Annotated in this window: 15 protein-coding genes; 8 read left to right on the top strand and 7 right to left on the bottom strand. The window is 68.7% G+C overall.

The window, feature by feature from the left end; all coding sequences use genetic code 11:
• Window positions 1-249: 249 nt before the first annotated feature.
• The 5 genes from FZ983_RS10735 (at window position 250) to FZ983_RS10715 (ending at window position 4,735) form a co-directional block, all read left to right on the top strand.
• Window positions 250-1,143 (top strand): diacylglycerol kinase family protein, encoded by an 894-nt coding sequence (locus FZ983_RS10735; protein ID WP_149223538.1) that lies wholly within the window; start codon window positions 250-252, stop codon window positions 1,141-1,143.
• 19 nt (window positions 1,144-1,162) lie between these two features.
• The gene (locus FZ983_RS10730) at window positions 1,163-2,071 is read left to right on the top strand and encodes a metallophosphoesterase (RefSeq protein ID WP_149223537.1); all 909 of its coding nucleotides are present in this window, start codon (window positions 1,163-1,165) and stop codon (window positions 2,069-2,071) included.
• Window positions 2,072-2,187: 116 nt separating this feature from the next.
• Entirely contained in the window at window positions 2,188-3,192 is a 1,005-nt protein-coding gene (hemB, locus tag FZ983_RS10725; protein ID WP_247883706.1) for a porphobilinogen synthase, read from the top strand.
• A gap of 92 nt (window positions 3,193-3,284) precedes the next feature.
• Complete coding sequence (locus tag FZ983_RS10720; protein ID WP_149223535.1) at window positions 3,285-3,842, top strand: YbhB/YbcL family Raf kinase inhibitor-like protein; 558 nt, start codon at window positions 3,285-3,287, stop codon at window positions 3,840-3,842.
• A 32-nt stretch (window positions 3,843-3,874) separates the two neighbouring features.
• On the top strand, window positions 3,875-4,735 hold the full coding sequence (locus tag FZ983_RS10715; RefSeq protein WP_149223534.1) for a helix-turn-helix transcriptional regulator: 861 nt from the start codon (window positions 3,875-3,877) through the stop codon (window positions 4,733-4,735).
• Here the strand turns inward: FZ983_RS10715 and FZ983_RS10710 are convergent.
• On the bottom strand, window positions 4,707-5,327 hold the full coding sequence (locus FZ983_RS10710; protein ID WP_247883705.1) for a TetR/AcrR family transcriptional regulator: 621 nt from the start codon (window positions 5,325-5,327) through the stop codon (window positions 4,707-4,709). The genes FZ983_RS10715 and FZ983_RS10710 overlap by 29 nt on opposite strands.
• A 121-nt stretch (window positions 5,328-5,448) precedes the next feature.
• Here FZ983_RS10710 and FZ983_RS10705 point away from each other — a divergent pair, with 121 nt between their 5' ends.
• A complete protein-coding gene (locus FZ983_RS10705; RefSeq protein ID WP_149223532.1) occupies window positions 5,449-6,432 on the top strand; it encodes an aldo/keto reductase in 984 nt (327 codons plus the stop codon).
• Between the two features lie 161 nt (window positions 6,433-6,593).
• Here FZ983_RS10705 and FZ983_RS10700 read toward each other — a convergent pair whose 3' ends face one another.
• Genes FZ983_RS10700 through FZ983_RS10685 form a run of 4 tightly spaced genes read right to left on the bottom strand, consistent with a single transcriptional unit; the run spans window position 6,594 to window position 9,679 of the window.
• Window positions 6,594-8,057, bottom strand: a complete 1,464-nt coding sequence (locus FZ983_RS10700) for a cobyric acid synthase (RefSeq protein ID WP_149223531.1) — start codon at window positions 8,055-8,057, stop codon at window positions 6,594-6,596.
• A 4-nt stretch (window positions 8,058-8,061) separates the two neighbouring features.
• The gene (gene cobO / locus FZ983_RS10695; RefSeq protein WP_149223530.1) at window positions 8,062-8,685 is read right to left on the bottom strand and encodes a cob(I)yrinic acid a,c-diamide adenosyltransferase; all 624 of its coding nucleotides are present in this window, start codon (window positions 8,683-8,685) and stop codon (window positions 8,062-8,064) included.
• Window positions 8,682-9,221 carry a bifunctional adenosylcobinamide kinase/adenosylcobinamide-phosphate guanylyltransferase gene (gene cobU, locus FZ983_RS10690; protein ID WP_149223529.1) on the bottom strand — a complete coding sequence of 180 codons (540 nt, stop codon included), beginning with the start codon at window positions 9,219-9,221 and terminating at the stop codon, window positions 8,682-8,684. The genes cobO and cobU overlap by 4 nt, the downstream gene beginning before the upstream one ends.
• A complete protein-coding gene (locus FZ983_RS10685; RefSeq protein WP_149223528.1) occupies window positions 9,218-9,679 on the bottom strand; it encodes a cupin domain-containing protein in 462 nt (153 codons plus the stop codon). The genes cobU and FZ983_RS10685 overlap by 4 nt, the downstream gene beginning before the upstream one ends.
• Before the next feature lie 179 nt (window positions 9,680-9,858).
• On the opposite strand from FZ983_RS10685, the gene FZ983_RS10680 reads away from it, so the two are divergent.
• Window positions 9,859-10,665: an alpha/beta hydrolase gene (locus tag FZ983_RS10680; RefSeq protein ID WP_149223527.1), complete on the top strand. Its 807-nt coding sequence runs from the start codon at window positions 9,859-9,861 to the stop codon at window positions 10,663-10,665.
• Between the two features lie 39 nt (window positions 10,666-10,704).
• On the opposite strand, the gene FZ983_RS10675 is transcribed toward FZ983_RS10680, so the two are convergent.
• Both FZ983_RS10675 and FZ983_RS10670 read right to left on the bottom strand, forming a co-directional pair.
• Complete coding sequence (locus FZ983_RS10675; protein ID WP_149223526.1) at window positions 10,705-10,893, bottom strand: hypothetical protein; 189 nt, start codon at window positions 10,891-10,893, stop codon at window positions 10,705-10,707.
• Window positions 10,894-10,945: 52 nt separating this feature from the next.
• Window positions 10,946-11,131 carry an entericidin A/B family lipoprotein gene (locus FZ983_RS10670; RefSeq protein ID WP_149223525.1) on the bottom strand — a complete coding sequence of 62 codons (186 nt, stop codon included), beginning with the start codon at window positions 11,129-11,131 and terminating at the stop codon, window positions 10,946-10,948.
• A gap of 275 nt (window positions 11,132-11,406) precedes the next feature.
• Here FZ983_RS10670 and FZ983_RS10665 point away from each other — a divergent pair, with 275 nt between their 5' ends.
• Window positions 11,407-12,765, top strand: coding sequence for an MATE family efflux transporter (locus FZ983_RS10665; RefSeq protein ID WP_149223524.1), 1,359 nt, complete (start codon window positions 11,407-11,409; stop codon window positions 12,763-12,765).
• Window positions 12,766-12,770: the final 5 nt, after the last annotated feature.

The following is a 12,770-nucleotide window of genomic DNA, read 5'->3' as shown; positions in this document are numbered from 1 at the left end:
CCACCTGCTCCGTCACCCCCTGATGCATCGGGCGAAGCTTGCGGCCGCCGCAGATGATACGGGAGCCTGCGCCCCTGTCAAATCGGCCATACGGTGCCGGATGTTCATAGGCGCCGCCGCGCAACCGAATAAGGAACTTCGCCCCCCTTGGACCGTTGCGCTCACGCTCTCATCTGTTCTGCACCGCCCCGAGACGCAGATCCACAGAAGGTTCGACGCTATGCCGCTTCACAATCCGGCCGGTCAGCCATGAAGGTCGGTATCATCCTGAACCAGCAGGCCGGCTCGCTGGTCGACCGCCCCTTGGACGGTGCCAAGCAGGCGATCCGCGCCGCTTTCGAACGGCGTGGCGCCGAGGTGGACCTGCACAGCGTCGACGGCGCCCAATGCACGGAGACGATCCAGCGTGTGCTGGACTCGGACGCCGAGATTGTTGTGGTCGGCGGCGGCGACGGTACGCTGCACAGCGCGGTGAAGCTGGCGCTGCCCACTGGCAAAACGCTCGGGGTAATTCCACTGGGCACTCTCAATCTCTTGGCACGCGATCTTCACATGCCGCTTGAACTGGAAGCGGCGGCCGAGGCACTGGCCGCCGGCCGGGTTCGCGTCATCGACATCGCCGAGGTGAATGGCGAGCCCTACACAAACAGCTCCATTCTGGGCTTTTATCCCCAGGTGGTGCAGGAGCGGGAACGCCAGCGCAAGCAGCACCGGCTGCTGAAATGGCCGGGTGCCGCGCTGGCCCTGGCAAAGACGCTGTACAAGCTGCCGCTGCTGGACGTACGCCTGGATTGGGGCGAAGGGCCGAAGCGGATGCGCACGCCGATCCTGGTCGTCTCCAACAATGTCTACGATGACGGCTTCGGTCTGGTCCTGACGCGCCAATCGCTGGATGCCGGAAAACTCGGGGTCTACGTCGCCCGCGAACGGAACGCCTTCGCGATGCTTCGGTTGATGGGACGGCTGGTCGCCGGATCCTGGAAGCAGGACGAGGCGCTCGACACCTATGCGGTCACCAGCCTGACGGTCCACAGCCGCCGCCATCGCCTGAAGATGGTCAACGACGGCGAGATCCGGAAGCTGCGCGCACCGCTTCACTACCGGATTCGCCCAGGAGCCCTGAAGGTTCTGGCCCCCGGCTGAGAGAAAGGATGAAGCTGGCGTGAAACGGCTCGCTCACATTTCCGACCTGCATTTCGGGCGAATCGACCCCCGTGTGGTCGACGGCCTGCTGGCCGATCTGACGGCCCAGGCACCCGACCTCATCGTCATCTCCGGCGATTTCGTGCAGCGGGCGAAAGCACGCCACTTCGAGGAGGCACGAGCCTTCCTGCAGAAATTGCCCTTTCCCTACATGGCCGTACCGGGGAACCATGACATCCCGGTCTATAATGTGTTCAAGCGCTTCACCGACCCGTTCGGCCATTACCGGCGCTACATCACCAGCGATTTCAGCCCGCTGCATATCGATAACGAGATAGCCGTTCTGGGCATCAACACCGCCCGTCCGGTCATCATGGATTTCTCCGAAGGGCGGATGAACCGCCACCAGATCGCCCGCGTGCGCGAGGTGTTCTGCGGCATGCCCGATACCGTGTTCAAGGTGCTGTTCACCCACCACCCCTTCCTGCCGCCGCCGGACCTGCCGAAGACCCAACTGGTCGGACGGCACAAGCTGGCCCTGCCGGCGCTGGAGAGCTGTGGCGTCGACCTGCTGCTGGCAGGCCATCTGCACAAAGCCTATTCCGGCGACATCATGAGCTTCCACACCCAGATCGCCCGCTCGATCCTGGTGGCCCAGGCCTCCACCGCGACCTCCACCCGGCTGCGGAACGAGACCAACGCCTACAACCTGATCACCGTCGAACAGCCGACCGTGACCTTCGAAGTGCGGTCGTGGGAGGGCGCGGCCTTCACCGGCGGATTGGTGTCCACCTACCGCAAGCAGGGACACCGCTGGACTCTGCAGGCACAGGACACCGGATTCCGTCCCGTGACCGGCGACCCGGTCGCCGCAGCCTGGGAGACGGCCGACCGCCTTTCAAGAGGACACGAACGGGACAGGGCATGAGGCCTGCGCAAGGCTGCCGGCCCATCCCAAAGGACCGCGGGCGCCCCCACGGCTTGAGTTCACTATGCGGGAAGGCGTAGGATCGCCGCACTCGTTCTAAGTGCATGGTCTTCCCGATGCCGATCTCCCTCCCCGCCGCCTTCCCGCGCACCCGTCTGCGCCGCAACCGCGCCGACGCCTGGACCCGCCGTCTGGTCGCCGAGAACACGCTGACCGTCGACGACCTGATCTGGCCGGTCTTCGTGATCGAGGGCGAGAATCGTCGGGAGCCCGTCGCCTCCATGCCGGGCGTGGAGCGCCTGACGATCGACCTGCTGTGCGAAGCGGTGGCGTCCGCCGGCTCGCTCGGCATTCCCTGCATCGCCCTGTTCCCGGTCGTCGGCTCGGATGGCAAGTCGGAGGACGCGGCGGAGGCCTACAACCCGGACAACCTGATGAACCGCGCCATCCGCGCGGTCAAGGCGGCGGCGCCGGAAGTCGGCATCCTGGGCGACGTGGCGCTGGACCCCTACACCAGCCACGGCCATGACGGCCTCCTGCGCGACGGCTACATCCAGAATGACGAGACCGTCGACGTCCTGATCCGCCAAGCCCTGTCGCAGGCGGAGGCCGGCGTCGACATCGTCGCCCCGTCCGACATGATGGACGGCCGCATCGGCGCCATCCGCGATGCGCTCGACCGGGACGGCTACCATCTGACCCGCGTCTGCTCCTATGCGGCGAAATATGCCTCGGCCTTCTACGGCCCCTTCCGCGACGCGGTGAACTCCGGCGGCTTCCTGAAGGGCGACAAGACCACCTATCAGATGAACCCCGCCAACACCGACGAGGCCCTGCGCGAGGTCGCCTGCGACCTGCAGGAAGGGGCGGACATGGTGATGGTGAAGCCGGGCCTGCCCTATCTCGACATCATCCGCCGGGTGAAGGACCAGTTCGCGGTTCCGACCTTCGCCTATCACGTGTCGGGCGAATACGCGATGCTGCGCGCCGCATCGGCCAACGGCTGGCTGAACTACGACAAGGCCCTGCTGGAGACGCTGATGGGCTTCAAGCGCGCCGGCTGCGACGCGATCCTGACCTATGGCGCGGTGGACGCCGCGAAGCTGCTCAAGCAAGGCTGAGCAGTTCGGGGCCATCTTTGAGCCGACCGGGGCCGCGGGGCGATCCGCGGCCCTTTATCGTCGGGGGCATCGCACCCAGCGGAGATGCCCCGATGACCCCGACCGCCTTCTTCCGTCCGGCCATGCTGGCCGCCCTGCTGCTGACCGCCGCGCCGGTCGCCGCCTTCGAGTTGCAAAGCCCCGACTTCACCGACGCGTCGCCGATCCCGGAGCGCAACGTCTTCGCCGGATTCGGCTGCAGCGGCGGCAACCGGTCACCGGCCTTGAGCTGGAGCGAACCGCCGGCCGGCACCCGGAGCCTCGCCGTCACCATCTATGATCCCGACGCCCCGACAGGCAGCGGCTGGTGGCACTGGGTGCTGTTCAACCTGCCGGCCGCCACCCGCAGCCTGCCCGCCGGCGCCGGCGATCCGGCCAAGCCGATGCTGCCTGCCGGCGCGGTACAGAGCCGCACGGACTTCGGCACCACGGGCTATGGCGGACCCTGCCCGCCGCAGGGCGACACGCCCCATCGCTATGTCGTCACCGTTCATGCGCTGAAGGTGGACAGCCTGCCCCTGCCGGCCGATGCATCGGGCGCCATGGTCGGCTTCAACCTGAACGCCGCCACGCTGACGAAGGCGACGCTGACCGCCCGCTACGGCCGTTGATCGACTGCCGGCCGCCGCCATAGGATGGTGCCATGGGTCCAGACCTCCTCGCCCGCCTGTCCCGCTTCGTCGCCCGTGACCAACGTCCCGGAGCGGGCGACCGTCCGCACCGGCCGGAGCTGTGGGCCTTCGTCGCCCATGACTGCGAGAGGCTGGCGGAGGTGCGGATCGAGCGCACCGCCTTGATCGCCGTGCTGGAGGGCGTCAAGGAACTGACGGATGCCTCCGGCACGACCCGCAACTTTCCCGCCGGCACGGCCATGCTGCTGCCGCCGGGCTGGTGCGGGTCGGTGGTGAACGATCCCGGCACCGCCGGCCGCTACCGCGCCCTGGTGCTGGAGTTCCCGGCGGAGATGGTCCGGCGCCTGCTGCGCGCCCATGGCACGGAGGGGCTGACCCAGCGCGCCCGGCCGGGCGACTGGCATGTCACCCTGACGCCGGCCCTGACCGACGCCATCCACCACGCCGCCGCCGGCCTGACCGCCGACCCTCCGCTGCCGCCGAAGCTGGCCGAGCATCGCTGCATGGAGGTGCTTCTGGCGCTGCTGGAAGATGGCGTCTGGTGGCTGGGTCCGGTCGCACCGACCGGCACCACCGATGCGGTCCGCCAACTGCTGCGCACCCGGCCGGATACCGCCTGGACGGCGGACAGCGTCGCCGGAGCGCTCAACCTAAGCACCGGCACGCTGCGCCGCCGGCTGTCGGAGGAGGGCTGCTCGGTCCGCAGCATCCTGGTCGAGGAACGCGTCGCCCATGCCCGCGATCTTCTGGAACGCGAGGGGCTGAGCGTGCAGGAGGCGGCGGAGGCCTGCGGCTATTCCAACCGGTCGCACTTCGCCCGGCGCATCCGCACCGCTGTCGGCCTCAACCCGTCGGACCTTCGCGACCGCTGACCGGCGCCGTGCCGTAGGCCCGCACCAGCGCCGCCACCGACTCGGCGATCACCCGCTCCGGATCAGCGGTGACCGGCAGTCCCAGCATGGTCGGCCAGAACAGCACCTCCTTCAGCCCGCCCATCAACTGGGTCGCCGCCACATGCGGATCGGGGGCGTTCAGCCGCCCGCGCGCATGCTGGGCGGCGATATAGTCGTCGAGCAGCGCATAGGCCTGCCCCTTCCCACCCTCTAGGTAAATCTGCGACAGCTCGGGAAAGCGCTGATGCTCGGCGATGACGAGGCGCAGCAGCCCGCGCACCACCGGGCGGCCCATATGCACCAGCAGCGACCGGAGGAAGGCGGGAAGCGCCTGCTCCGGCGGCTGGTCGTGGCGAAGGGTCTGGTCGCCGTCACTGTGGAACCCCTCATACAGGCCGGAGACGACGGCCTGGAACAGCTCGCGCTTGCCTGGGAAATGATTGTAGACGGTGCGCTTGGACACGTTGGCGTCGGCGGCGATTGCGTCCATCGAAGACGCCTCGTACCCATGGGTCAGGAAGGCACGGGTCGCCGCCTCCACCACCGCATCCCGCTTCGCCGAACCGCGCACAGCATCCCCTCCCGAGACATTGACATTCACCGGTCACCAAGTACACTGCACCGTGTAGTGTATTTGCTGCCGCAGGCTCCCAGGGTAATCCGCCCGGCCGCGGCACGGGAGGGGTAAAGCGATGAAACAGCGCAACATCGGCAGCATTCTCTCGGTTTCCGAAATCGGCCTGGGCTGCATGGGCATGTCGGAGTTCTACGGACCGACCGACGACGCCCAGTCGCTCGCCACGCTGGAGCGGGCGTTCGAGCTTGGCGTCACCCATTACGACACCGCCGACATGTACGGCGGCGGCCACAACGAGTCGCTTCTGGCCCGCTTCCTGGCCGGCAAGCGCGACCGGGTGGTGATTGCCACGAAGTTCGGCATCGTCCGCCAACCCGGCGAATACGCCCGCCGCATCGACACCAGCCCGGCCTATGTGGCGCAGGCCTGCGACGCTTCGCTGAAGCGGCTGGGGGTTGAGGCCATCGACCTCTATTACGCCCACCGCCTGAACCCGGACATCCCGGTGGAGGAGACGGTCGGCGCCATGGCCGATCTCGTGAAGGCCGGCAAGGTCCGCGCGCTCGGCCTGTCGGAGGTGTCGGCCGCCACCCTGCGCCGTGCTCATACCGTCCACCCGATCGCCGCCGTACAGAGCGAGTACTCGCTGTGGACCCGCGACATGGAGGATGCGGTTCTGCCGGCCTGCCGGGAGTTGGGCATCTCGCTGGTCGCCTATGCCCCGCTGGGCCGCGGCATGCTGACCGGTGCCGTCAGCAGCCCCGATCAGTTCGCCGAAAACGACTTCCGCCGAATCGCACCGCGGTTCGCCGGGGATAACTTCGACCGCAATCTGGCCCTGGTCGAGCAGGTGAAGGCCCTGGCGGCGCAGAAGGGCTGCACGCCGGGGCAAGTGGCGCTGGCGTGGCTGCTGGCACAGGGACCGGAGATCCTGCCGATCCCGGGGACCAAGCGGATCAAGTATCTGGAGGAGAATGTCGGCGCCGCCGCGGTGACGTTGACCGATGCGGAGGTGAAGGCGCTGAGTGATGCTCTGCCGCCGGGCGTGGCGGCAGGCGACCGCTATACGGCGGAGGGGATGCGGGGGGTGAATGTGTAGCACACGTCTAACGCGGAGTTAGACCCCCCACCTTAATCCTCTCCGCCAGTCGGGGGAGGAGACTGCCGCCATACGCCGACAAAGCTTCAATCCCTCCCCTGCGATCGGACCGGCCTTTGGCCGGCCGAGGGCTTGGGTGGGATGGGGGTCTAACGCCTTCCTTACGCCCTCTCCGCCACCGCCAGTAGCCCGTCCACATCCACCACGCTCTCCAGCCGATCCGCGACCGCGTCGAGTGCCCGCTCCACGGCCACCCCATAGGCCAGCTCCGACCCGCCGCCCATCGCCTGCAGATACGCCGCGCGAAAGCCGTCGCCGCCGAAAAGCCCGTGCAGGTAGCAGCCGGCGACGCGCCCGTCGGCCGACTCCGCGCCGTCCGTCACGCCGCCCGCAAGCTCCAGCATCGGCCGTGCCCGGTCCGGTCCTTCGGTCCGGCCCATGTGCATCTCGTAGCCCGCCACCGCCGCGCCGGTGCGGCGCTCACGCCCGCGGGCTTCCTCCAGCACCTTCGGGCCTTTCAGCACCGTCTCGACATCCAGCAGGCCAAGCCCCGCGGCCTCGCCCGGCGGGCCTTCGATGCCGTCCGGATCGGCGATCCGCCGCCCCAGCATCTGATAGCCGCCGCAGATCCCCAGCACGCGGCCGCCGCGCCGCCAATGGGCCAGAAGGTCGATGTCCCAGCCCTGCGCCCGCAGGAAGGCAAGATCGGCGATGGTCGCCTTGGTGCCGGGCAGGATCACCAGATCGGCATCGCCCGGCAGCGGCTGGCCCGGGCGTACCATGGCCAGGGCGACGCCGGGCTCCTGCGCCAGCGGATCGAAATCGTCGAAGTTGGCGATCCGCGACAGCATCGGCACGGCCACGCGCAACGCTCCATCACCCGCAGCCCGCGGCCGGTCGAGCGCAACGGCATCCTCCGCCGGCAGGGTCGCCGCCTCCTTCAGCCAGGGCACCACGCCGAACCCGCGCCAGCCCGTGTGGCTTTCGATGATCCGCAGCCCTTCATCGAACAGGCGAACATCGCCGCGGAACTTGTTGATGAGAAAGCCCTTGATCCGCTCCTGCTCAGATTTCGGTAGAAGTGCGTGGGTGCCCACCAGACTGGCGATCACCCCACCGCGGTCTATGTCGCCGACCAGCAGAACCGGCACGTCGGCGGCGGTGGCGAAGCCCATGTTGGCGATGTCGCCAGCCCGAAGATTGACCTCTGCCGGGCTGCCGGCGCCCTCCACCACCACGATGTCGGCCTCGGCGCGGAGCCGCTCGAAGCTGTCCAGGACGGTGCCCAGCAGTTCGCGCTTGCGCGCCTGATAGTCGGCGGCGCGTGCGGTGCCCACCACCACGCCGCGCACCACCACCTGGGAGCCGATGTCCGACTGCGGCTTCAGCAGCACCGGGTTCATGTGGACGCTGGGCGCCACGCCGCAGGCCCGCGCCTGCAGCGCCTGCGCCCGTCCGATTTCGCCGCCGTCGGCCGTCACCGCGGCGTTGTTGGACATGTTCTGCGGCTTGAACGGCCGGACGGTCAGCCCGCGCCGCACCAGCGCCCGGCACAGTCCCGCCACCAGCAGCGACTTGCCGACGTCGGAGCCGGTGCCCTGCAGCATGATCGCGCGCGATGGCATGGCTTTAGAACTCGATGCCGGCCTGGGCCTTCACCCCGGCCTCGAACGGGTGCTTGACCAGCGTCATCTCGGTGACGAGGTCGGCGGCGGCGATCAGTTCCGGCTTGGCGTTGCGGCCGGTGATGCAGACATGCAGATCCGGCCGCCGGGCGGCCAGGGTCGCCAGCACCTCCTCCAGCGGCAGATAATCCATGCGCAGCACGATGTTCAGCTCGTCCAGCACGATCAGGCGATAGCGCGGGTCGGCCATCAGTTCCTTCGCCTTGGCCCAGGCGGCCTCGGCGGCGGCGATGTCGCGGGCGCGGTCCTGGGTGTCCCAGGTGAAGCCCTCGCCCATCGTGTGGAAATCGACCAGATCCTCGAAACGTTCAAGCGCCACCGTCTCGCCGGTGGACCAGGCGCCCTTGACGAACTGCACCATGCCCACGCGCATGCCGTGGCCGACGGCGCGCATCATCAGGCCGAAGGCGGCGGTCGACTTGCCCTTGCCCTTGCCGGTGTGGACCATCAGCAGTCCCTTCTCCACCGTCTTGGAGGCGAGCGCCCGCTCCTGCAGCGCCTTGCGCCGCTTCATCTTTTCGGCATGGCGGCGGTTCAGGTCATCGGTATCGACAGTGTTGTCGGTCATGCGGGGGTTCCCTTCACGAACATCGGCAGACCGGCGACGGTCAGCACGACGCGCGGCGCCACGGCCGCGATTGATTGGTGCAGGCGGCCGGCATGGTCGCGGAAGCGGCGCGCCAGCGCGTTGTCAGGCACGATGCCGAGCCCGACCTCGTTGGAGACCAGGACCACCCGGCCCGGCAGAGCTGGCAGCATGTCCACCAGCGCCGCGGACTCCGCCCCGATGTCGGCCTCCGCCATCATCAGGTTGGTCAGCCACAGGGTCAGGCAATCGACCAGCACGCCGGTGCCGTCGGCAGCGTGGCGGCGGAGCGCACCGGTCAGGTCCCGCGGCTCCTCCACCGTCGTCCAGTCCGGGCCGCGGTCGTCGCGATGCTTGGCCACCCGCTCCTCCATCTCCTCGTCCCAGATTTGCGAGGTGGCGATGTAGACGCGCGGACCGCCCAGCGCGGTCACCAGCCCCTCGGCATAGCGGCTCTTGCCGGAGCGGGCGCCGCCAAGCACGAGGGTCAGGTCCAAACTCAGGCCGGCGGCCGTCATTCCCAAGGCGTCCCGTCGCGGTGGTGATAGGCGCCGTCGCGCCAGACCATGTCCTCGTCGGAATAGTCGATCTCATCGCCGCCGCTGCGGTCGCCGACTTCCAGGTAGCTTGCCGGCCGGCTGCTGCGGTTGATCAGGCGATGCCCATCGGCGACGCCATGCGGGAAACCGGCGCACATGCCGGCGGTCAACACGGTCTCGCCCGCGCCGGTGACCAGGGTCAGCTCGCCCTCCACCACATAGACGAACTCGTCCTGACGGCTGTGCCAGTGGCGCAGAGCCGACGACGCGCCGGGTTCCAGCCGGGTCAGGTTGACGCCGAAATTGGTGAGCCCCAGCGGATCGCCAAGCGCAACCCGGTGCCGCCCGGCCACCTGCGCCCGGAAGGGCTGCGGGTAGTCGGTAGCGCCGGTTTCGGCGGTCAGAGTGGCTGGATCGATGACCGGCGGATTCGGCACGGGCGGTCTCCGGATTGGCTTTGCGGGTCCGGACTGTCGCAAACCGAACCGGCGCCGTCAAACTGTGCAAGTCCCCTGACGGATCAGGGGTGCGGATCAGGGTTGAAGGGGCCGCGGCTGGACAGGCGCCCCCTCGCCCACCATGCTTATCGCACTGCGAAATCACAACCTGCGATCCGATGCCCAGCCTGGAAATCATCAGCCGCCGTCCCACCGGAACGCCTAAGGCGCCGCCGCTCCTGTTCGTCCATGGTGCCTTCAGCGGCGCCTGGATCTGGGATGCCAAGTTCCTGCCCTGGTTCGCCGCGCGCGGGTGGGAGGCGCATGCCGTCTCCCTGCGCGGCCATGGCAACAGCGAGGGGCGCGACCGTCTGCATGAGTTCGGCATCGCCGATTATGTGGACGACGTGCTGCAGGCGGCGGACGGCCTGTCGTCGCCGCCGGTGCTGATCGGCCATTCCATGGGCGGCATGGTGGTGCAGCGCGCGTTGGCCAAGCGCCGCTTTGCCGGCGGCGTGCTGATGGCTTCCGCCCCGCCCTATGGCCTGTGGTCCTCGACCATGGGGCTGGCTTGGCGGTCGCCTTATGTGTTCCAGCAGATGGCGATGCTGACCACCTTCGGCGAGAAGGCCATCGATCCGGACGCAATCCGCCGGGCCATGTTCTCCGACAAGATGCCGCGCGACGAGGCCGCCAAGTACGAGGCGTTCCTGCAGGAGGAATCGCGCCGGGTCCTGCTGGACATCGGCGGCTGGATCCCCTTCCCCGTGCTGCCGCCGCGCGAAACGCCGGTGATGGTGATGGGTGCGGAGGAGGATCTGCTGTTCCCGCGCGCGGAGGTGATCGCCACCGCCATGGCGCTATGCACCCAGCCGGTCTTCATGCCGGGAATGGGGCACGCGATGATGCTGGAACAGGACTGGCAGTCGGTCGCCGAGCGGGTCGAGCAATGGGTCTCGGCGACGGTGACGGCGGAGGTGGATTGAGGGGGCAAGTGCGCCCCCTCACGTCCTTCACGCCGCCCTTCAAGCCGTTGTCGGGTTCGGCATGCCTGGCATCGGCTCGTCGGCCGGCGGCGGGATTTCCGGCAGCACGTCGGGGTTGTCGGGCACCGGATAGGGATCGGGTGTGGTCGGCCGGTCCGGCTGCGGCGGGTTCGGGTTGGAGGGCGGCGGAATTTCGCCGGGGGTGGACGGCTTCTGCTGATCGCTCATACGAAAACTCCTGGGTCGGGGATGGCTCTGGGGACGGCCGTGGGATAACGCCTCAATCGACCGTCCGTTCAATCGCCCGGCCTCCGGCCTGCACATCCTGCCCGGCGCCTTCCACCGTGTTGCAGCCGGTCAGCATTGCCGCCAGCACCATCAGGAAGGTCAGGATCACCAGTTCACGCGCGGGGAACGGGATGGCGCGGGCGGTGGCGCGCTGCCGGCGGTTCTTGGCGTGGTGCATGGCGTCTCTCCGGTGTGAAGGGGGGATGAGTGGTTGTCCGGGCGTCGTTCGTCTCTGTTTCTGACAACGGGGCTACGGCGGCTTGGTTCCGCGGAAGCCCCTCCGGCCATGCAGGGAATGCAACGGTCCTTTCGAGGCGCCCGAAAGTCTTGACGCGGTACGCCCACCGGGCAAGATGACCGGCTTTTGCGCAGCCTGCCCGCTTTCCGGCCAGCCACTACGGTCCGGCGGCGCGGCCATGGCCGTATCCCTCAATGCCCGACACAGGTCCCGTCATGAGCACCGCCACCCTGCCCACGCCCGAGCCGTTGCGCGCGCGCCTCGCCGCCCACATCGGCGAGCTGCTGCGGCTGGCGGCACCGGTCATCGTCTCCCGCGCCGGGCTGATGGTGATGATGGCGGTCGACACCGCCATCGTCGGCCGCTATTCGGCGCAGGAGTTGGCCTATTACGGGCTGGCGCATCTGCCGGGCAACATCATGGTCGGCACCGGCGTCGGCCTGCTGATGGGCACGGTGATGATCACCGCCCACGCCTTCGGCGCCGGCAACGATGCGGAGTGCGGGCGGGCATGGCGCCGGTCCGTTCCCTACGCGCTGCTTCTGGGCGTGCTGTTCGCGCTGGTCTCCCTGCTGGGCGATCCGCTGTTTCGGGCGGGTGGCCAAACGCGGGACATGGCGGCGGGCGGCGCACATGTTCTGGCGGTGCTCGGCCTCGGGGCACCCGGCATGATGCTGTACATCACCACCGGCTTCTTCCTGGAGGGCGTCAAGCGGCCGCTGCCTGGCATGGTCGCCATGGTGATCGGCAACATCGTCAACGCCGCGCTGGCCTGGGCGCTCGTTTGGGGGCATGTCGGGCTGGAGCCCTTGGGCGCCGTCGGCTCCGCCTGGGCCACCACCATCGTGCGCTGGGGCATGGGGCTCGGGCTGGTCGCCTATGTCTGGTGGATGCGCGACCATGACCGCTGGCAGGTCCGCCTGCCGGTGTCCGACTGGTGGAGCGGCGCGGCGCGCCAGCGCCATCTCGGCTATGCCGCCGGGCTCAGCATCGGGGTTGAAAGCGGCGCCTTCGCGGCGCTCGGCCTGTTCGCCGGCATGATCTCCCCCCTGGCGCTGGCCGCCTACACGGTGGGTCTGAACCTGACCGCCCTGCCCTTCATGGCAGCGGTCGGGCTGGCGTCGGCGACGGCGGTGCGGGTGGGCGTGGCCTATGGCCGCGGCGACCGCAGCGACATGGTGCTGGCGGGCTGGACCGGCCTCGGCGTCACCAGCGCCATCCTGGCCTGCGTCGGCATCCTCTACCGCAGCCTGCCCGAGGCGCTGGGGGCCATCTACACCAACGACCCCGAACTGCTGGAGGCGGTGGTGCCGCTGATCGCCTTCGCCGCCTGGATCCTGATCGCCGACGGCGGGCAGACGGTGATGGCGAACGCGCTGCGCGGCCGGCATGACGCCTGGGTCCCGACCGCGCTGCATTTCTTCTCCTACGCGGTGGTGATGATTCCGGTGTCGGCCTTCCTCGTTTTCGGTCTCGGCCACGGCGCCCATGGGCTTTTCGAGGGAATCCTGATCGCCAGCCTGGTATCGGTGACGATCCTGTCGCTGCGATTCGCGCGTTTGAGCCGGCGTTGAGCCGG

This window comes from Azospirillum sp. B21 (assembly GCF_008364825.1).
In the GTDB taxonomy this organism is placed as follows: domain Bacteria; phylum Pseudomonadota; class Alphaproteobacteria; order Azospirillales; family Azospirillaceae; genus Azospirillum.
This window is presented reverse-complemented; position numbering and strand designations above follow the sequence as displayed.